The sequence below is a fragment of the Janthinobacterium sp. BJB426 genome, assembly GCF_002735705.1.
In the GTDB taxonomy this organism is placed as follows: domain Bacteria; phylum Pseudomonadota; class Gammaproteobacteria; order Burkholderiales; family Burkholderiaceae_D; genus Janthinobacterium.
Genome location: NZ_PDZL01000006.1, coordinates 38,262 through 55,878, shown reverse-complemented (window position 1 = coordinate 55,878; position 17,617 = coordinate 38,262). Strand labels below are relative to the sequence as shown.

At 63.0% G+C, this 17,617-nt stretch carries 18 protein-coding genes and 4 tRNA genes; 7 read left to right on the top strand and 15 right to left on the bottom strand.

Features of this window, described 5'->3' with window-relative positions; genetic code table 11:
* Positions 1-183: 183 nt before the first annotated feature.
* On the bottom strand, positions 184-1,023 hold the full coding sequence (locus CSQ93_RS11910; RefSeq protein ID WP_099378242.1) for a M15 family metallopeptidase: 840 nt from the start codon (positions 1,021-1,023) through the stop codon (positions 184-186).
* A gap of 139 nt (positions 1,024-1,162) precedes the next feature.
* On the opposite strand from CSQ93_RS11910, the gene CSQ93_RS11905 reads away from it, so the two are divergent.
* The gene (locus CSQ93_RS11905; RefSeq protein WP_158301207.1) at positions 1,163-1,840 is read left to right on the top strand and encodes a hypothetical protein; all 678 of its coding nucleotides are present in this window, start codon (positions 1,163-1,165) and stop codon (positions 1,838-1,840) included.
* Positions 1,841-1,856: 16 nt separating this feature from the next.
* On the opposite strand, the gene CSQ93_RS11900 is transcribed toward CSQ93_RS11905, so the two are convergent.
* Both CSQ93_RS11900 and CSQ93_RS11895 read right to left on the bottom strand, forming a co-directional pair.
* Positions 1,857-2,234: a VOC family protein gene (locus tag CSQ93_RS11900; protein WP_099378240.1), complete on the bottom strand. Its 378-nt coding sequence runs from the start codon at positions 2,232-2,234 to the stop codon at positions 1,857-1,859.
* A complete protein-coding gene (locus tag CSQ93_RS11895; RefSeq protein WP_099378239.1) occupies positions 2,228-3,022 on the bottom strand; it encodes an alpha/beta fold hydrolase in 795 nt (264 codons plus the stop codon). Before CSQ93_RS11895 ends, CSQ93_RS11900 begins: the two co-directional genes overlap by 7 nt.
* Before the next feature lie 337 nt (positions 3,023-3,359).
* On the opposite strand from CSQ93_RS11895, the gene CSQ93_RS11890 reads away from it, so the two are divergent.
* Positions 3,360-3,743 (top strand): hypothetical protein, encoded by a 384-nt coding sequence (locus CSQ93_RS11890; protein ID WP_233516153.1) that lies wholly within the window; start codon positions 3,360-3,362, stop codon positions 3,741-3,743.
* A gap of 120 nt (positions 3,744-3,863) precedes the next feature.
* On the opposite strand, the gene CSQ93_RS11885 is transcribed toward CSQ93_RS11890, so the two are convergent.
* Positions 3,864-3,939, bottom strand: a tRNA-Asn gene (locus CSQ93_RS11885).
* A 302-nt stretch (positions 3,940-4,241) separates the two neighbouring features.
* On the opposite strand from CSQ93_RS11885, the gene CSQ93_RS11880 reads away from it, so the two are divergent.
* Positions 4,242-4,949, top strand: coding sequence for a GntR family transcriptional regulator (locus CSQ93_RS11880; protein WP_099378238.1), 708 nt, complete (start codon positions 4,242-4,244; stop codon positions 4,947-4,949).
* A gap of 82 nt (positions 4,950-5,031) precedes the next feature.
* Here CSQ93_RS11880 and CSQ93_RS11875 read toward each other — a convergent pair whose 3' ends face one another.
* The 6 genes from CSQ93_RS11875 to CSQ93_RS11850 all read right to left on the bottom strand — a co-directional run bounded on the left by CSQ93_RS11875 (position 5,032) and on the right by CSQ93_RS11850 (position 11,858).
* Positions 5,032-6,330: an NCS2 family permease gene (locus CSQ93_RS11875; RefSeq protein WP_035820652.1), complete on the bottom strand. Its 1,299-nt coding sequence runs from the start codon at positions 6,328-6,330 to the stop codon at positions 5,032-5,034.
* 75 nt (positions 6,331-6,405) lie between these two features.
* Positions 6,406-6,807 carry a GtrA family protein gene (locus CSQ93_RS11870; protein WP_035820654.1) on the bottom strand — a complete coding sequence of 134 codons (402 nt, stop codon included), beginning with the start codon at positions 6,805-6,807 and terminating at the stop codon, positions 6,406-6,408.
* A gap of 140 nt (positions 6,808-6,947) precedes the next feature.
* Entirely contained in the window at positions 6,948-8,408 is a 1,461-nt protein-coding gene (locus CSQ93_RS11865) for a c-type cytochrome (RefSeq protein WP_099378237.1), read from the bottom strand.
* A complete protein-coding gene (locus CSQ93_RS11860) occupies positions 8,405-10,063 on the bottom strand; it encodes a GMC family oxidoreductase (RefSeq protein WP_099378236.1) in 1,659 nt (552 codons plus the stop codon). The genes CSQ93_RS11865 and CSQ93_RS11860 overlap by 4 nt, the downstream gene beginning before the upstream one ends.
* Complete coding sequence (locus CSQ93_RS11855) at positions 10,060-10,719, bottom strand: sugar dehydrogenase complex small subunit (RefSeq protein ID WP_099378235.1); 660 nt, start codon at positions 10,717-10,719, stop codon at positions 10,060-10,062. Before CSQ93_RS11855 ends, CSQ93_RS11860 begins: the two co-directional genes overlap by 4 nt.
* 122 nt (positions 10,720-10,841) lie before the next feature.
* The gene (locus CSQ93_RS11850) at positions 10,842-11,858 is read right to left on the bottom strand and encodes a hypothetical protein (protein WP_158301206.1); all 1,017 of its coding nucleotides are present in this window, start codon (positions 11,856-11,858) and stop codon (positions 10,842-10,844) included.
* Between the two features lie 159 nt (positions 11,859-12,017).
* Between CSQ93_RS11850 and CSQ93_RS11845 the strand changes: the two genes are divergently transcribed.
* The 4 genes from CSQ93_RS11845 to CSQ93_RS11830 are packed head-to-tail and all read left to right on the top strand — an operon-like array spanning position 12,018 to position 15,286.
* Positions 12,018-12,506 (top strand): GNAT family N-acetyltransferase, encoded by a 489-nt coding sequence (locus CSQ93_RS11845; RefSeq protein WP_099378233.1) that lies wholly within the window; start codon positions 12,018-12,020, stop codon positions 12,504-12,506.
* A complete protein-coding gene (locus CSQ93_RS11840; RefSeq protein WP_099378232.1) occupies positions 12,491-13,228 on the top strand; it encodes an aspartyl/asparaginyl beta-hydroxylase domain-containing protein in 738 nt (245 codons plus the stop codon). Before CSQ93_RS11845 ends, CSQ93_RS11840 begins: the two co-directional genes overlap by 16 nt.
* Entirely contained in the window at positions 13,225-14,256 is a 1,032-nt protein-coding gene (locus tag CSQ93_RS11835; protein ID WP_099378231.1) for a sulfotransferase family protein, read from the top strand. The genes CSQ93_RS11840 and CSQ93_RS11835 overlap by 4 nt, the downstream gene beginning before the upstream one ends.
* A gap of 58 nt (positions 14,257-14,314) precedes the next feature.
* Positions 14,315-15,286, top strand: coding sequence for an alpha/beta fold hydrolase (locus tag CSQ93_RS11830; RefSeq protein WP_233516152.1), 972 nt, complete (start codon positions 14,315-14,317; stop codon positions 15,284-15,286).
* Between the two features lie 62 nt (positions 15,287-15,348).
* Here CSQ93_RS11830 and CSQ93_RS11825 read toward each other — a convergent pair.
* From CSQ93_RS11825 to CSQ93_RS11805, 5 genes are all read right to left on the bottom strand, one after another.
* Positions 15,349-15,424, bottom strand: a tRNA-Asn gene (locus tag CSQ93_RS11825).
* Positions 15,425-15,517: 93 nt separating this feature from the next.
* Complete coding sequence (locus tag CSQ93_RS11820) at positions 15,518-15,844, bottom strand: Dabb family protein (protein ID WP_099378230.1); 327 nt, start codon at positions 15,842-15,844, stop codon at positions 15,518-15,520.
* 123 nt (positions 15,845-15,967) lie between these two features.
* Positions 15,968-16,043: transfer RNA gene (locus tag CSQ93_RS11815), tRNA-Asn, on the bottom strand.
* Positions 16,044-16,178: 135 nt separating this feature from the next.
* Positions 16,179-16,254: transfer RNA gene (locus tag CSQ93_RS11810), tRNA-Asn, on the bottom strand.
* Between the two features lie 131 nt (positions 16,255-16,385).
* Entirely contained in the window at positions 16,386-17,600 is a 1,215-nt protein-coding gene (locus CSQ93_RS11805) for an amino acid aminotransferase (protein WP_199534377.1), read from the bottom strand.
* Positions 17,601-17,617: the final 17 nt, after the last annotated feature.

The window sequence follows — 17,617 nt, the reverse complement described above, 5'->3', positions numbered from 1 at the left end:
GCGCCGCCGCGCAGTAAGGCGGAGTCGGCCCATGCTGACAGCAATGCGGCGCGCCTTTGTTGACATATGACAAGTACCAGGCGCCAGCGCGCGGCAGTTGCCGGTGTGCCCTTGACGCTGCGCAAGCAAGTTTGCAGCGGTGAAATTCAGACCCCGACCCGGCGCTAGAATGGCTGGCGCGGCTTACTTGCCCAGCACGCGCGGTTGCGGCAATTCCGTGTGGCCAAAATCCATCATGGTCCAGCGCCCGCCCCAGCGCAGGCCCACCGATTCGGCCGTCACGCCATATAAACGGTAGCCGCGCATGGCCCAGGCATTTTTTTCAGAAATGATGAGCTTTCCTTCATGCATGAATGCGCAATCGGCCGCCAGGCCATACTGGTGATAGCTTTGAAACGCCCTCGCGTTCGTCACGTTCGGGCCGGCCGCCGCCAGTTGATCCTGGCGCGCGGGGCTGCGATAGCCTTCCAGCAAGACCATGTCATAGCCATGCACGTCTTTCATGATCTTGAACACCAGCAGCAAACGCTGCGCGAAATCGTGGTCGAGCAATTGCCAGTTGCGGCTGGCGCCGCCCAGCAGCGGACGCAGCTGCGTTACTTCCGCCGTGGAAAACAGCAGCGGCGGCAGAGTTGGCGGCGGCACCAGCTGCTCGCCTTTCAGCAAGTCGCTGACCTGGTCGTTGATGACGTGTTGCTGATCGGCATAGCCGCGCAGGGCAATACGGTCGCTGGACAGCCAGGCCAGCAGCGGCGGCACGATGACCAGCACGCTGCCGGCCAGACTCAACCAGCGATGCCGCCACAGCAGCTGCCAGGCGCGCGCCATGCCCGAGCCCGTGTGCCGTTGCACGCGCTGCCACTGCGCGCCGCTGCCGCCCTTCAAATGCTGCGCGCGCCGCTGCACGCGCCAGCCCAGGTTGACGAGCGTGTGCAGCACGATGGCGCGGCCGCCGGGAAACAGCAGCAGCCAGCAGGCAAAACAGGCCAACAGGAAATACATCAGGACCAGGGCGACGAACATGGGGCGCTCCGTGACGGGAATCGGCGGGACCGGGCAATCCATTGCTCGGCGGTATCGCTAGATCGTAGGCGTCCGCGGCCCGCATGAGCGCGGTTTACATCAAGGTCAGTCGAATTTGATCCACTGCGGAGGTGATATTTTGTCTTTACTGAAAACCGGGGATGGCCAGGCGCGCGGTCCCAACCTGCTGAGCAAAGCCGGCGCCGCTGGTGCGCGCATCGAAGGCAAGGGCATCCTGTCGCAGCTCGAACATGGCATCGCCGCGCCCGCATCCATGCCGGCCCTGCGCTGGCGCCCCGGCTGGCGGCACTGGGCCGCTGGCGCGCTGTGCCTGGCGGTGCTGGTCTCGGCCGTACTCGCCTACGATACGGAGGTTCAGCCCCTGCCCCGGCCCCGGCCGCCGGCACCCGCCATCGCCATGGCTGCGCCCGCAATGCCGGCGCCAACGGTGCTGCAACACCCGGCACAGGCGGCCACCATCGTCAATACGGCGGCACCGTCCTTGCCCGAGGTGGCAGCCGCGAGCGCGCCGCGCAAGGCGCCGCCGCCCGTGCGCCCGGCAAACGTGCGGCCACAGGGGACAAGGCCGGCTGCCGCACCCGGCGACAGCGACGTCACCCTGCTGACGGCGATGGTGGCCCATGCGCACCGGCAAGAAGGCACGACGACGCCCGTGCGCGACGTGGTGCTGCGCAGGCAGGAAGAAGAAACGGCAGAACTATTGCAACGCTGTCAGCAGCTGGGCCTGATCGAAGGCATGCTGTGCCGCTCGCGCATCTGCTCGGGCCGCTGGGACAGCGATCCCGCCTGCCATTGATGAGCATTGACGAACCTCAGGCGCGCTCGGACACTTCGATCAGGTTGCGGTCCGGGTCGCGCAGATAGACAGAGCGGATGGGCCAATTGGCGCCCGTGCGGGCCACCGGTCCTTCCTCGATGGCAATGCCCAGCGCCGCCAGGTGGGCGATGAACACGTCGAGCGGCACGGCGGCGATGAAGCACATATCCAGCGAGCCGGGCGTGGGCACGTCCGCCTTGGGCAGGAATTCCTTGCCGGCTTCATGCAGATTGATTTTTTGCGCACCAAACTTGAAGGCATGACGGCCGGCGCCAAACGTTTCCAGCTGCATGCCCAGCACGCGCGTATAGAAATCGATGCAGGCCGGCTTGTCGCGGGTGGTCAATACGAGGTGATCGAGGTGGTCTAGCATATATTTCTCGGGTGAGTGGCCGCGTCCATGCGGCCTTGCAAAAAGCCTTCCATCAGCGCCAGCAATGCCTGCGGCTGCTCCTGGTGCGGCGTATGGCCGCATTGCTCGACCATGGCGGGCACGGCGTTGAGCGCCTGCGCCACGATCGTGTCGACCTGGGCCGCGCTGCCGTACTGGTCCTCGCTTCCCTGCAGCACCAGCGCCGGGCATTCGACGGAGGGCAGCAGATACTCGATATTCCAGAACTGGAAGCCATAGCTGAGCCATGTATCCGACCAGGCCTTGAAGATGGTTTCCGTCTTGTCGCCATGGTATTTCGCCAGCGCGCGCAACTTGCCCGCGCCAAACGCCGCGTCCGCCACGCGGATGCCGTCAAGCGTGATATCCTCGACAAACACGTGCGCCGCTTCGGTGATGATGCCGCGCAAACGCGGCGGCTGCTGCGCCGCATAAATCAGGGCGATGCTGCCGCCGTCCGAGTGGCCGACGAGAAAATGATCCTGTCCCGGCAACAGTGCGGCCAGCACCTGCGGCAGCTCGCACAGCGCATAGTCGTGCAAGTAGTGGAGCTGGCGCCGCGCCGCCAGCGGCGACGACTGCCCATAGCCATGACGGTCATACAGCAAGCCGCGGCACCCTGTCGCCTGGCATAGCAGCGCGGGGAAATCTTTCCACATCGCACAGCAACCGAGTCCCTCGTGCAGGAATACCAGGCAGGGCTTGGCGGGGTCGCCTTCGATCAATTCGTAATAGATATCGGTTTCGGCACTCAGGTTCAGTATCGGCATGGGCTAGGCTCGCAACGGGTTCCGCATCGACAGGTCGGCTGGGCCTATTGTGCCATTGTCCTGCGCGGCATGCGTGGCGCCCCATAAAAATAGCCTGCGAGAAAAGATCCTGCCGCCTGCCTGCAAGGTGTTTGCGCCAGCACAAGCAAGCGCCGTTTTTCCGGTGGCGCCGCGCGCATTCGTCCCCTGTGTACGCCTAGAATGAATTACTCCAACAGCATGGAGCAGGCGGCTACCTTATCAGCCAGGACGTGACACTGGCCGTCACGGCAACAGATAGGGCGTCTTGCCGCACGACGACAGGCGCGGCGTCCAAACTATCGATCAGGAGTACATCATGGAAATGAAAGTAGAACATCGCACCGGCAGCAACCTGGCGCCGGAAACCACCGATCTGCCTCTGGAGCAGGACGGCCAAGCCGCGAAAGGCGCGGCCGCACAGGACCTGAACCTGAGCGCCGCCGCCTTCACCACCTACTACACGTGGACGGCCAATGGCGTGAATCCTTCGGTCAACTTCGCCAACGCCAACGTGAAAGCCAACTCGCGCGTGCTGCTCAACATCAGCGAGTATGCCGCGACGCCCCAGGACCGTTTCATCGGCGCCGCCCGCATGGCCGTGTACAACATCGCGCCCTATAACGGCGGCTTCCGTGCCTGGGTGGATATCTCGTGGGGCAGTCCGCTCAAGGTGCGTTTCGACGTGTTTGTCGATCCCTGATCCGGGAAACACCGCGCACGTCGCTGACGCACTGAAGCGATGACTGGCGTGAATGAGAAACCGTGCGCGCATGACAAAAGGGCCACGTGTTGCCACGTGGCCCTTTGCTGCTGCTTGTTCTGGCTCCCCGACCTGGACTCGAACCAGGGACCTGCGGATTAACAGTCCGTCGCTCTACCAACTGAGCTATCAGGGAAAGGAGGCCGAATTATATACGTCAAAATTTCTCGTGTCCAGTTGTTGCTGCATGGTTGCTGCATGGTTGCTGCATGGTTGCTGCATGGTTGCTGCATGGCCAGCAAAACAGGCCGCCAGCGGGCGAGCCTCGCAATGTGGCAGGGGCCGTCTGCGCGGCGCCACGCAAGATAGTAGAATAGCCAGGCCTTGCTGATATGCAAGGCGCATAACGGCATGCCGGCAGCGAGGCGTCAACCACGCCGCCGCGCGGACATGCGCTTGCAAGGTCACCTTGCCCCTGGCTTACTGCTCTCACCCGACATGACAGAATCAAGCGCAACCTTGGTGGACAAAGCCGGCAGCGGCGATAGCTCGGCGGAAATTGCCGAGCATATGGCGGCCGCCATCGTGGCGCGCCAATTGCCGCCTGGCACGCGGCTGCGCGAAGAGGCGCTGTGCCGGCTGTACGGCGTCAGCCGCACCAAGATCCGCGCCGCCCTGCTCATACTCTCGAAGGACAAACTCATACGCATGGTGCCCGACAAGGGCGCCTTCGTCAGCCAGCCAACCGAGGCAGAGGCGCGCGACATCTTTGCCGCGCGGCGCATCATCGAAGCGGCCCTGGCACGCGAATTCGTCGCGCGGGCCAAAGCTGCAGACTACAGGATGCTGGAGCGCCACCTGAAAGCGGAACGCCTGGCGCTGGCGCAAGCGACGCCGCTGCGCTCGCAACTGCTGGGCGACTTCCACGTCTTGCTGGCCGATATCGCCGGCAACGCCGTGCTGCGCGACATCGTGCGCGAACTGGTGGGCCGCAGCTCGCTCATCACCATGCTGTACCAGTCGGGCGACGCCGCCGCCTGCTCGTGCGACGAGCACGGGCGCTTTCTCGAGGCGGCGCGCAGCGGCGACGCGGATCTTGCCGCGCGCCTGATGGTCGAACATCTGTCGCATGTAGAAGCGGCCTTGCGCTTCGACGGCAGCGCCGGCGACGCCAAGAAAGACCTGGTGGCGGCGCTGCTGATGTAGGCGGCGCCTTCAAAAAAGGCCGCCCCTGCTGATGCACGGGCGGCCTTGTCGCATGCGGCGGCAAACGCGCTATTCGCCCACGCTACTCACCCAGGTAAATAAACTTGAACAGGAAGATGGCGGCGATGATGTAAGCCACCACGGATACCTGCTTGCCCTTGCCCGTCAACAGTTTCAAGACAGCATAGGTGATGAAGCCGAAGGCGACGCCGCTGGCCACGGAATAGGTAAACGGCATCATCAGGGCCGTGATGGCGGCGGGAATGCTTTCCGTACTGTCATCCCAGTCGATGAAGGTCAGTTCGCGCAGCATCAGGCAGGCCACGTACAGCAGCGCGGGCGCCGTCGCGTACGGCGGCACCGTGTGTGCCAGCGGGGCGAAGAACAGGCTGCCCAGGAACAGCAGCGCGACGGCCACAGCCGTCAAGCCCGTGCGGCCACCCGCTTGCACGCCGGCCGCGCTTTCCACGAAGGCCGTGGTGCTCGACGTGCCCAGGCAGGCGCCGGCGGCAATCGCCGTGCTGTCGGCCAGCAAGGCCTTGTTCATGCGCTCCATCTTGCCGTCTTTCAGCAAGCCGGCACGGTTGGCCACGCCCATCAGGGTGCCCGTCGCATCGAACAATTCCACCAGGAAAAATACCAGCACGACGTTGACGATGCCGATCGACAGCGCGCCCATGATGTCGAGCTTGAACAGGGTCGGCTCGATGGCGGGCGGCGCCGAGACGATGCCGTTGAACTGGTTGCCTCCAAAGAAGAAGCTGGCAATCGTGATAGTGAGAATGCCGATCAGGATGGCGCCCGGCACTTTCAGGCGATCCAGCGCGACGATGATGAAAAAGCCGAGAATGGCCAGGATGGGCGCCGCCTGGTGCAAGTCGCCCAGCGCGATGATGGTGGCGGGGTTCGATACCACGATACCGGCACTTTTCAGGGAAATAATGGCCAGGAACAGGCCGATACCGACCGTGATGGCCGTGCGCAGCGCGGGCGGAATGCTGTTGATGATCATCTCGCGCACCTTGAACAGGCTCACCAGGATGAACAGGCAGCCGGAAATGAAGACGGCGCCCAGCGCCACTTCCCAACTCATGCCCATGCCCTTGACCACCGTGTACGAAAAGTACGCATTCAAGCCCATCCCCGGCGCCAGCGCGATCGGGTAGTTCGCGTACAGGCCCATGATCAGGGTGCCGATGGCGGCCGCCAGGCAAGTGGCGACAAAAACGGAGTCTTTCGGCATGCCCGCGTCGCCAAGGATGGACGGGTTGACGAAGATGATGTAGGCCATCGTCAGGAACGTGGTCAGGCCGGCCAGCAGCTCCGTGCGCACATTGGTCCCGTTGTCCTTCAGTTTGAAATAGCGTTCCAGGAACTGCATGATTAACCCCTTGTATTGGTAAAACCGCGCGCCTGGTCTTGGCCAAGACGCATCTTTTTTTCTTGCAATAACCAGTTATTTGGTCGGTGCCCCGGCCGGCTTGAAGGCCCACCAGCGGCTGCCCGCGAAATTCCAGACCAGCCCGATGCCCGTCGCCAACACCTGCGCCAGCCAGTAATACCAGCCCAACTGGTGTACCAGCAGCCACATCAGGCCTGTATTGATGCACCAGCCGATGCCCAGCAAGGTGAAATATTTACTTGCCGCCTCGCCATGGCCCTTGTCGCTTTTAAACGTGAAAAAGTAATTGAGGAGGTAGTTGACGACGGAGCCGAGGATGTAGCCGATGCCGGACGCGGCGGCGGCGCTGATGCCGGCCCATTCCACGCCGCCCCACAGCACGCTGTATTGCACGGCCGTGCCGGAAGCGCCGACGGCGGCGAAACGTAAAAATTGGTGATGCAGGGAATGGGACATTGTCAATTTTAAAATAAGGCGAACACACTCGCCAGGATAGTGCCAGAATAAAAAATGGCTACGATTGCTCGTAACCATTTTTCAGCCTGCATTTTACTGCAAGTTGCGCCCAACGTTCATATTCGCCGCCGTTTCAGCGTTCATCCTCTGCGCTGACGGCGCCGGCGCAACCACACAAACAGCGCGATCAGTAGCAAGATGCCCACGATGCCGCCCGGCAGCATGAACGGCTGAGCACGTGCCAGCACGGGTTTCTCGCCGCCGCTGCGCGCCTGCGCCACATATGCGGGCGTGACAGACACATCCGGGTTGCCATACTGTTTCAGCACATAATTGGCAATCGAAGCGATCTGCTCGTCCGTCAAGGGTTGCACGTAGGAACGCTGGTCGAAACGGGGCATGAACGCTTCGTGCTCCTCCCCTTCGATCTTGCGCTCAACGCCAAACAGGATGGCCGACACCAGGTTGGCCGGCGTGCTGCCGCCCGTCGCCGTGTTGTTGAACAAGGCTGGATACGCCTGGCCCGTGCTGCCGGCGCCGCTGGCCGAATGGCAGCTGGCGCAATAGCCGGAAAACAGCACGGCACCGCTGTTCAGTGAATGATGCTCGGTGGAACTGGCCATGCCCCGCAGCAGCGGTTCTTCGCTGGCGGCGCTGCCATGGCTGAAGGCAGCCTTCGTCTGGCCCGGCGCGCGCACGGGCGGCACCGTACGCAGCCAGGCAACGACGGCGGCCACGTCATCGTCGCGCAGAAATTGCAGGCTGTTCTGGATGGCTTCGGCCATGCCGCCCGCCGCCTGCCCCTTGCCTTCCACGTGGCCCGTCTTCAGGTAAGCCGTGAGTTCCGCGTCCGTCCACGCGCCGATGCCGCTGACCTTGTCGGACGTGATGTTGGGCGCATGCCAGGAACCGAGCGACGCGCCCGCCAGGGTCTGGCTGCCGATTTCCGCCATCAGCGCGTTGCGCGGCGTGTGGCAGGCGCTGCAGTGCGCCAGGCCTTCGGCCAGGTAGGCGCCACGGTTGATCTGCGCGCTCTTCGTTGGATCAGGCACAAAGCGTTTATTGTCGAGGAACAAGGTATTCCAGCCCAGCATGGACAGGCGCACATTGAACGGGAACGGCAACGCTGTCTGGCGCGCCGGCGCATCGACGGGCTTGACGGCCTGCATGAAGTAGTAATACAGGTCGCCCACGTCCGCATCCGTCAGCTGCGCATAGCTGGTGTAGGGCATGGCTGGATACAGATGGCTGCCATCGGCGCGCACGCCTTCGCGCAGGGCGCGCGCAAAATCCACTTCGCTGTAGTGCCCGATGCCGCCTGTTTTCGATGGCGTGATGTTCGTCGCGTAGATCGTGCCCAGCGGCGAATCGATGGCGTAGCCGCCCGCATACGGCTTGCCGCCCGCAGCCGTATGACACGCCATGCAGTCGGCCGCGATGGCCAGGTAGCGGCCGCGTTCGAGGCGCGCATCGGGCTTGGCGGCCACGGGCGCGGCCGGGCGGTCCGGCGTCAGGGTGACGGGCGGAACAGGTGGCACAGCGTGCGCGGCCAGCGGCAAGCTAGCTGCCAAAACCAGGCTCAGGAATAAACGGCGTATCATGCTGCCTCCCTTGCCAGGGTGCGGGCGATGTCGTCTGCCGCGCGCAAACCGAGCGCGGCCATGCTGAGGGTGGTGTTGACCACGCTGGCTGACGGCATGGCGCCGCCACCCGGCAGCCACAAATTGGCATGGTCGTGGGCACGGCAATTGCCGTCGACCACGGAGTCAAGACGATTCGAACCCATGATGACGCCGCCCATGATGTGGTTATTCGCGTTCAGGCTGTCGGTGATATGGAATTCCACGGCGCCAAACAGCTTGCCAATGTGTTCCAGTTGCGCATGCGCGGCCTTCGCGCCATCGCGCACGTAATCGCCCACGTCGTAGTAAATGTCGGGACAGGCCAGGCCCAGCGGATCCTTGCGCGTCTTGCTCAAGGTCAAACGGTTGTGCGCCTCGGGCAGCGGTTCCAGGCTGATCGACAAGTCCACACCGAACGCGGCGCGGCGGCGGATCTCGTCGTCGAGATCCTTGCCTACCAGCCCCAGCTTCAACGACTGCTGGGTAGCAGGCCCCACCCGAGTGATATTGTTCAGAATCATCTTGTTGGCCGAATACTGCGCGCGGAAGGCGCCGTCGCGCGGTCCCACCAGGCAGCTGCTCTGCGCCGGGCCACGGCCCGTCCAGATCGGCTCATTGGCGAGGAAGGTACAGTGGAAACCCGAGTGGTCCATCATGTTGCGGCCCACCTGGTCCGAACTGTTGGCGATGCCGTTCGGATTGTTCTGGTTCGCCGCCAGCAACAACAGGCGCGGCGTCTCGATGCCGTTGCAGGCGATCACGAAAGCCTTGCCGGTCGCCATGTGCGACTGCTTCTTGGCGTCGTACCAGTGCACGGCGGTGACGCGGTTGTTCTGGTCCGTATCGATGCGGTAGACGACGGCCTCGGCCAGCACACTAGCGCCTTTCAGCTCGGCCCGCTCCACGTGGTGGATGCCGTTGTACATGGCGCCGATGGGGCAGATCGGCTGGCAATTGTTGTTGCCGCAGCAAGTCGGACGGCCCTGCCACGGGCGCGTCGAGCGGCCTTGCGGGATCGGCACGGAGCGGTAGCCGTGCGGGTTGACCACTTCGGCGAAACGCTTGTCGCCATAGCCCCAGGGCACCATGTCCATCGGATACGGCGCGCTGCGCTCGCTCGGCGATTGCAGCGCCGGATCGTTGGGGCCGGCGACGCCCATTTCCTGCTCGGCGCGGCAATAGTACGGTTCCAGCTCGTCATAGGAAATGGCCCAGTCGCGCCCTACCCCGTAATCGCTCTTCATGCGCATGTCGGATGGCAAGTGGCGCCAGCACGACGCGGCCCAGTGCCAGGTCGTGCCGCCCACCGTGCGCAGATAGCCTTGCTGGAAACTGCTGCCGTTGGGGCCGGATACTTCCACGTAGTTATTCTTCGGGAAATACAGGGGTGCGGGCGCGTTTTCCGCCTGCGGATACAGGCCCTGGAAGTCGGAGCCGGCGCGGTTTTCGAACGGCATGTTGCGCCAGTTTTCCACGGCCTGGCCGCGCTCGATGCGCAGGCCCGCTTCCAGCATGATCACGGAGTGACCCTGCGCGGCCAGCTGGTCGGCCATCATGGCGCCGACGACACCGGTGCCAACGATAACGACATCGGCGACGACGTCGCCATTACTCTTGAATTGGGGTGATTTCATTTTGCTTGCTTGCCTTTAGTTTCGGGAGTGCCCGTGGTAGCCGGAGCCGGTACAGGTTTTGGCGCCACGGGCGCGGAGACGCGCACGGCCGGCGGCGCCTTCAACCACCACAAGGGGCCGTAATTGCAATACGTGGGCACGACCTGGCCATCGGCCACCGTGCGGTACATCAAAGCCTCGGCGTAGGCGACGACGATGGATTTCGTGCCCTGCGCCGCGTTGCCGGCGACAGTGCCCGTGTACCAGGCGGCGACGATGGCCAGCGCCAGCTCGCGCAAGCCGGCATCCGCGGCGGTGGCGGCCGCCAGCAGGGCCTTGGCTTCCTGGCCCGTGACGAGCAGCGCGCCCAGTTGCGGCAAGCGCTCGGCGAAGCCGGGCATGTTGCTGCGCATGGCTTGTTCCATGCGCGCCGCCGTCGCGGTGGACAGGTCGCGGTGGCCCGTGATGGTTTGCGACAAGGTATAGAACAGCATGGTGGCGGGCACCACGCCCGTCGCGGGAACGCTGGCCGGCGCCTGCATGGCGGCGGACAGGGGATTGCTCCAGAAACCGGCCTGCGCCAGCAAGGCGGCCAGGCCGATCAGGGCCTGGCGGCGGCTGATACGGGGAAGGGATGAAGCGGATGTTGCAGATGGTTCAGTGCCTGGATGGTTCATGAGACTCCCGCAAGACTTGTTGTTTTATTGACTTCGATGATTGCGCCACATTGCATTTGCGCATAAATGGAACCGGTTCCATATTATCCTACAGAAGTAAATAGTCTGCCAATGTAGTACTACTACTGAGGCACTGGCTGGTGCAATGCCTGCAGGGATGCAGGCGTTTCGCGCAGGCAAAACGCCAGTCCCGGCTGGCCGCCCAGGCGGTAATGGAAGTCGAGCACGCTGCCACCAGGCAGACTTGGCTTGCCCGGCAAGGGCAGTGGAAGGTTCAGGCTGCACTCATGGTCGCCCAGAACGATGTCGCCATGCACGCGGATGCGCGTCAGCAAGCGCGGCGCCTGTTCCAGCACGTCGGGCAGGCGGATGCTGGCGGCCGGCAAACTGTCGCCCGACTCACCCTGCCAGGTGCGCAAGGCGTCCGCATCGAGCGCAAACACGCGGCCCCAGTCGGTGCACGGCTCGCCAGGGCTGCGTCGGTCCAGGCCCAGGTGCACCGTGACGGCCGCCGGCAACAGCGCCGCCGCAGGCGCTTGCGCGTGCAGATTGCGCAGGATGGCTACCTGCGGCTCCTTGCCCAACGCCGTATTCATGGTTTCGCTGACGATCACGTCCGGTGTGGCGCCGGCAGGAATACGATAGGCGGCCGCGTCGGCGCAAAGGTAGTCCGTCACATGGCCGTCCAGGCCCAGGGCTGCAATCAGCTCGCGCGCATACGCCAGCGTCTCCGCGTGCACGTCGAGGATGGCAAACTGCACCTGCGTCGCATCGAGCACGGCCATCACCGGCAAGGCCAGCAGGGCGAACGGGCCGCAACCCGCATACAGCACACGCACGGGCCGCCCGCCGCTCACGTCCAGGCGCTCGCGCACGGCCAGCGCCAGGCCCTGGATGAAGGCAGCGCTGCGGTAGGGCTCGCGCGCGCACAGTCCCGCCTGCACGGGCGAGATAGCCCAGCCGCTGGGAAGAAAACTCTCGCCATCGCGCAAGCCGTCCTGCCGGTCCATGGACAGGCGCGAATGGCGCTCGACGAGCTGGCGCAATTGCACCGTTTCGCCGACCAGGCTGGCCAGGGAACGCCGCGGATCGCACAGCGCGGCCGCGATGGCGGCCAGTTCCGCTCGTGCCGAAGTCACGCGCAACTCCACGCATCACTCCACGGATAAGGCAGGATAAAGACAGAATGCATGGCGGCTTCCTTGAAATGATTGCAAGTACGCGGAAAAATTGGCAGCATAGCAAATAAATACACGCCTGCGCATTTGGCGCCATCGCAACGACCTGCCGGAGCACCGATGCACAACTTGCCGCTTTCCGCCCCCTACCAGTTGCGCGTCCAGCGCGACGACGACGATGGCTTTGCCGCCGCGCTGTACAGCTCCACGCGCGACGACTTGCACCAGATGCCGGCCGAGCCCGCCGTCATCGAACAGCTGATCGCCATGCAGCGCCGCATGCAAAGCCACGGTTACCGACAGGCGTATCCGCACGCCGTGTACCTGGTGCTGCAGCACGGCACTATCCCCATCGGCCGCCTGGTTCTGGAGCGCCAGGATCAGGTGCTGCACCTGGTCGACATCGCCATCCTGCCCGCCGCGCAAGGCCAGGGCGCCGGCAGCGCCGTGCTGCGCGGCCTGCAGGCGCAAGCCAGTGCGGAGCAATTACACCTCCACCTAGCCGTCAACAAAAGCAACACCGCCGCGCGCGCGCTGTACCAGCGGCTGGGCTTTCGCCTGCGCGGGGAAAACGACGTCCAGGAGCAACTGGAATGGAGCGCCCCCTAGTGCCGGCGCAAAATACCCCCAGCACCTGGCTGCAACTGCCGCTGCGCTTCGACGTGGCGCGCATGCAAGGCGACAGCGACCAGTTCTCCACCAGCGAGTGGATCAGCCATTTCAACACGGGCGCCTATGAAAACGGCTGGAGCTGCGTGCCGCTGCGCTCGCCTGACGGAGCAGCCGGCGACATCATGCCCGTCGATGGCGCCGCCTACGCCGCCACGCCGCAGCTGGCGCGCTGTCCCGGCCTGCGCGAAGTGCTCGCCAGCTTCGCCTGCGATATCCGCGCCGCGCGCCTGATGGCCCTGGCGCCGGGCGCCGTCATCCGCGCGCACCGCGACGCCGGCACGTCGCTGGCCGATGGCTTGATCCGCATCCATATCCCCATCCACACTTCGCCACAGGTGTTGTTTACCATCGATGGCGAGAGCGTGCACTTCACGGCCGGCCACGCCTGGTACATGGACGCCAGCTGCCTGCACGCGGTGCACAACCAGGGCACGGCGCCGCGCATCCACCTCGTGCTCGACTGCGTCACCAATGCCTGGATCGAAGCGCTGTTCACCTCGGCCGGCTTCGTGCCGAAAGCGCCCCAAAAATATGGCGACCCCTGCATCAATGATGGCAATGTGCGGGCCGTCATCGCCCAGCTGCGACTGTCGCCCTCGCCTGCCAGCCTGGCCTTGGCAAGCCAACTGTCTGCCTTGGCAGACGGGGCCGCCCCGTGAGCGCCGCGCCGGGCCTTGCGCAGCAGGAACGTCTGCTGGCCAGGGGCGAGACGGTGACGTGGCACGAGGGCATGGATCTGCGCGGCTGGTATCCGCTGTACGTGGAGCGCGGCGAAACATTGGCGGACGCCACCATGTGCTGGCGCCACCTGGGAAAAACACCTTTCAACGACGCCTTTTTTGTCAACACCCTGGCGCGCCAGCCGCACGAGGAGCGCCGCGTCTGCCGCACGCCGCTGGCGGCGCTGGCCATGGTGGCCACGCTGGGCGATGGCCTGGCGCCCGACGCCTTCATCTTCCACGTCTCGCGCTGCGGCTCAACCCTGCTGAGCCAGTTGCTGGCATCCCTGCCGCAATGCATCGTCATGTCCGAGCCGCCCGTGATCGATTCGCTGCTGCGGCTGCATCACGATGGCATGGCGGGCAGCGACAGCATCGCCCTGCTGCGCCAGGCCATCCTGGCCCTGGGCCGGCGCCGCTCGGGCGACGAGACGCATTTCCTCATCAAGTTCGACTGCTGGCACATCCACAGCCTGGACTTGCTGCGGCAAGCGTTTCCCGGCACGCCCTGCCTGTTCGTCTACCGCGAACCGCTGGCCGTGCTGGCCTCGCACCAGCGCCAGCGCGGCCCGCAAATGGTGCCCGGCATGCTGCATCCGGCACAGCTGCCGCTGCCCGCGCACCTGCTGACGCCGGGCGATATCGATGGCTACACGGGCCTCGTGCTGGCCAGCCTGTTCGACGCGGCCCTGCCTCATGCTGCCGCAGGCCAGCTGCAGTTAATTAACTACAAGCAATTGCCAGACATCGTGTTCAGCGATTTGCTGGCCCGTTTCGGCATCACCTCCACGGCGGCGCAATTGCAAGCGATGCACGCGCAAGGCGGTGTGCATGCGAAGTACGGCACGGCTTACCACGGCGATCCGCCCGTGCCAGCAACAGACGGCCTGGCTGCCATCGCCGCGCAGTTACAGCCCGGCTATCTGGCGCTGGAAGCGTTGCGGCTGCCTGCAGGGCAAGGCCAATGATTTCTATGAAACCAACCTCTGACAACCTGAAACTGACCCTCACACCATGATAAAAAAAATGACATTGGCAGTATTCTTTACGGCCCTGCTTCCCTTCTACGCATGCCAGGCGCAAACCATGGCGGAAGCGAAACCCGTTTCCGCGGAAGTCACCACCACCCTGACACCTGACATTGGCGGGATAAAGCAGGTGCTGGAAATCAAGACGGACGACGCGAACAAGCCCGTGCTGCTGTTTTTGTCCGGCGGTCCGGGCAGCTCCATGATCAAGGGAGCGGATGCCTTTACGAATATCCTGAAAAGCAGATTCACGATTGTGCAATGGGACCAGCGGGACGCCGGAAAAACCTTGAAACTGAATCCTTCCCCCACGCAGCCATCCGTCAGGCAGATGGAGAACGACACGTATCAGGTCGTCCAATTTCTGCGCAAGGAATTCAGGCAGGACAAAATATACTTGCTGGGCAGCTCCTGGGGCAACGTCCTGGGCTTTGATATCGTCAAGCATCACCCGGAACTGCTGCATGCCTATTTCGCGTCGAATCCTGTCGTGAGCCAGCTGGAAAGCGAGAAAGAATTGCTGCAAGCCCTGAAAGCGCATTTCAAGGACAATGCCGTCGCCAGCCAGGAACTGAACAGTATCAGTTTCCCGTTTACTAGTGACGAAAGCATGTTTTACTTAAGGAAATGGCTTTTTTACAAGGATGGCAAGGCATTCGCGACGAGCGAGGGATTCAAGACGGGCTTTCTTCAATGGTCAAAAACCTGGTCGCCCGTCTGGAACGAGGTCATGAACATTGATCTGCCCAAGACCTTGAAGAGCGTTGACTGCCCCGTGTACTTCTTCGTCGGTAAAAACGACATCCAGACCTCGACCAGGATCACGCAAGCGTATTTCGACACCTTGAAGGCGCCAAGGAAGGGGCTGTTTTTCTTCGAACATTCCGGGCATCAGATACACCAGGATGAACCGGTGAAATTCCAAGAGGCCATCATCAAGACATTGGATACAGTTCAACCAAGCAAGTAAGAGCGTCTGAAACGCAAAAAGCCCAACCGTGAAGGCTGGGCTTTTCGATACTGCTGATGTTCTGGCTCCCCGACCTGGACTCGAACCAGGGACCTGCGGATTAACAGTCCGTCGCTCTACCAACTGAGCTATCAGGGAAAAGAGGCCGCATTCTATAGGGTAAATTTTACGGTGTCCAGATTTCCCCCAGAAAAATGTATATTTTCCCGGCGTCAGCCTGCCCGGCAGCGGTCAGCCGGGCTGCTCTTGCGGGTAGTAGTCAAATACCAGCACCCGGCCCAGCCATGGCTTGAGCTGCTCGACAAAGGCCAGGTGCGCCGCATGGGCCAGATACACGTCGCGCGCGCCGGCGTCGTCGAAGGTCAGGGTAAAGCAATCGGTAAAGCCATCATCGAGGCCTTCCGGGCTGACGTTCGGCCCCCATTCAAATTGCCGCACGCCGGGAATGCGGTGTTTCAGCTGGGAAAACTCATAGACGAGCTCGGCGTGCTTGGCAGACGTGATGCCATCAAGGAAGTCGCACAGGACGATGTGGCGCAAGGCGGAGGTACAAGTCATGGGAAGGTGCTCCTGAAGTGATGCCTTCAGGATAGCGCAAAACGCGATCACGCACCGGCCGGCCCTGCGGGCGGCGGCGGAAAACAAAAAAGGCCATGTTTTTCAACATGGCCTTCTGAATTCTGGCTCCCCGACCTGGACTCGAACCAGGGACCTGCGGATTAACAGTCCGTCGCTCTACCAACTGAGCTATCAGGGAAAAGAGGCCGTATTATATAGGCCAAACTTGGTGCTGTCCAGATTTCCATAGGGAAAATCTTACCCTGCCCCAAACTACGCGCCGGCGCCGCAAAAACAAAAAAGGCCACGTTTTTCAACGTGGCCTTTCGAATTCTGGCTCCCCGACCTGGACTCGAACCAGGGACCTGCGGATTAACAGTCCGTCGCTCTACCAACTGAGCTATCAGGGAAAAGAGGCAATATTATATGTCGCTTGTTCCATATTTGCAAGACTGATACTGCATCATCACAAACACGGCCATCGCCGACTTTCTACTACCATCAGCGCCGCACTTGCATGCAGCGCCGAAGAAGCAAGATATTAAAGCACTTTGGCGATCGCGTCAATGACGATGTCGATATTGCGCGAATTCAACGCTGCCACGCAGATACGACCCGTGTCCACGGCGTAGATCGACTGCTCGCGCAAGGACGCCACCTGCTCCTTGGTGAGACCCGAGTACGAGAACATGCCGATTTGCTGGCGCACGAATTCGAAATCGTGGGCTGGCGCCTTGGCTTTCAGTTTTTCCACGAAGGCATTGCGCATTTCGCGGATGCGCACGCGCATGCCCGCCAGTTCCTCTTCCCACAGCTGGCGCAGTTCCGGCGTGGCCAGGACGGTGGCGACCACCTTGCCGCCATGCGTAGGCGGGTTCGAGTAGTTGGTGCGCACGACACGTTTCAGCTGCGACAGCAGGCGTGCCGCCTCATCGGCGCTGGCGGCGACGACGCTCAGGGCGCCCACGCGCTCGCCGTACAGCGAGAACGATTTCGAGAACGAGTTCGATACCAGCAGCGGGCCGCCCGCGTCGGCGAAGCGGCGCACCACGGCGCCGTCTTCGGCGATGCCGTTGGCGAAGCCTTGATAGGCCATGTCCAGGAACGGCACCAGGCCGCGCGAGGTCACGACGCTGATGATCTGATCCCACTGGGCCACGCTCAGGTCGGCGCCGGTCGGGTTGTGGCAGCATGCGTGCAGCACGACGATGGAACCGGCTGGCATGGCGTTCAGGCTGGCCAGCATGCCGTCGAAGTTCACGCCATGGGTGGCGGCATCGTAGTACGCGTAGTTATTCACGACAAAACCGGCGTTTTCGAACAGCGCGCGGTGGTTTTCCCAGCTTGGGTCGCTGATGTAGACTTGCGCGCCCGGCGCGAAGCGCTGCAGGAAGTCGGCACCGATCTTCAGTGCGCCCGTGCCGCCGATGGCTTGCACGGTCACGGCGCGGCGCTCTTGAATTACGGCGCTGTCGGCGCCAAATACGAGTTCTTGCACGGCCTTGTCGTAGGCGGCGAGGCCTTCGATCGGCAGATAGGTGCGTGGCGCCGCCTGTTCGATCAGGATGGCTTCCGCCTTGCGTACGCAAGCTAACAGAGGCACTTTACCGTTGTCGTCATAATAGACGCCAACGCCCAGATTGATTTTGGCGGGATTCTGGTCCGCGTTAAATGCTTCGGTGATGCCCAGGATCGGGTCGCGTGGGGCCATCTCGATGGCGCTAAACAGACTGGCAGAAACAGTTGGGTTCGTCATGATAAGATTGGATTCGA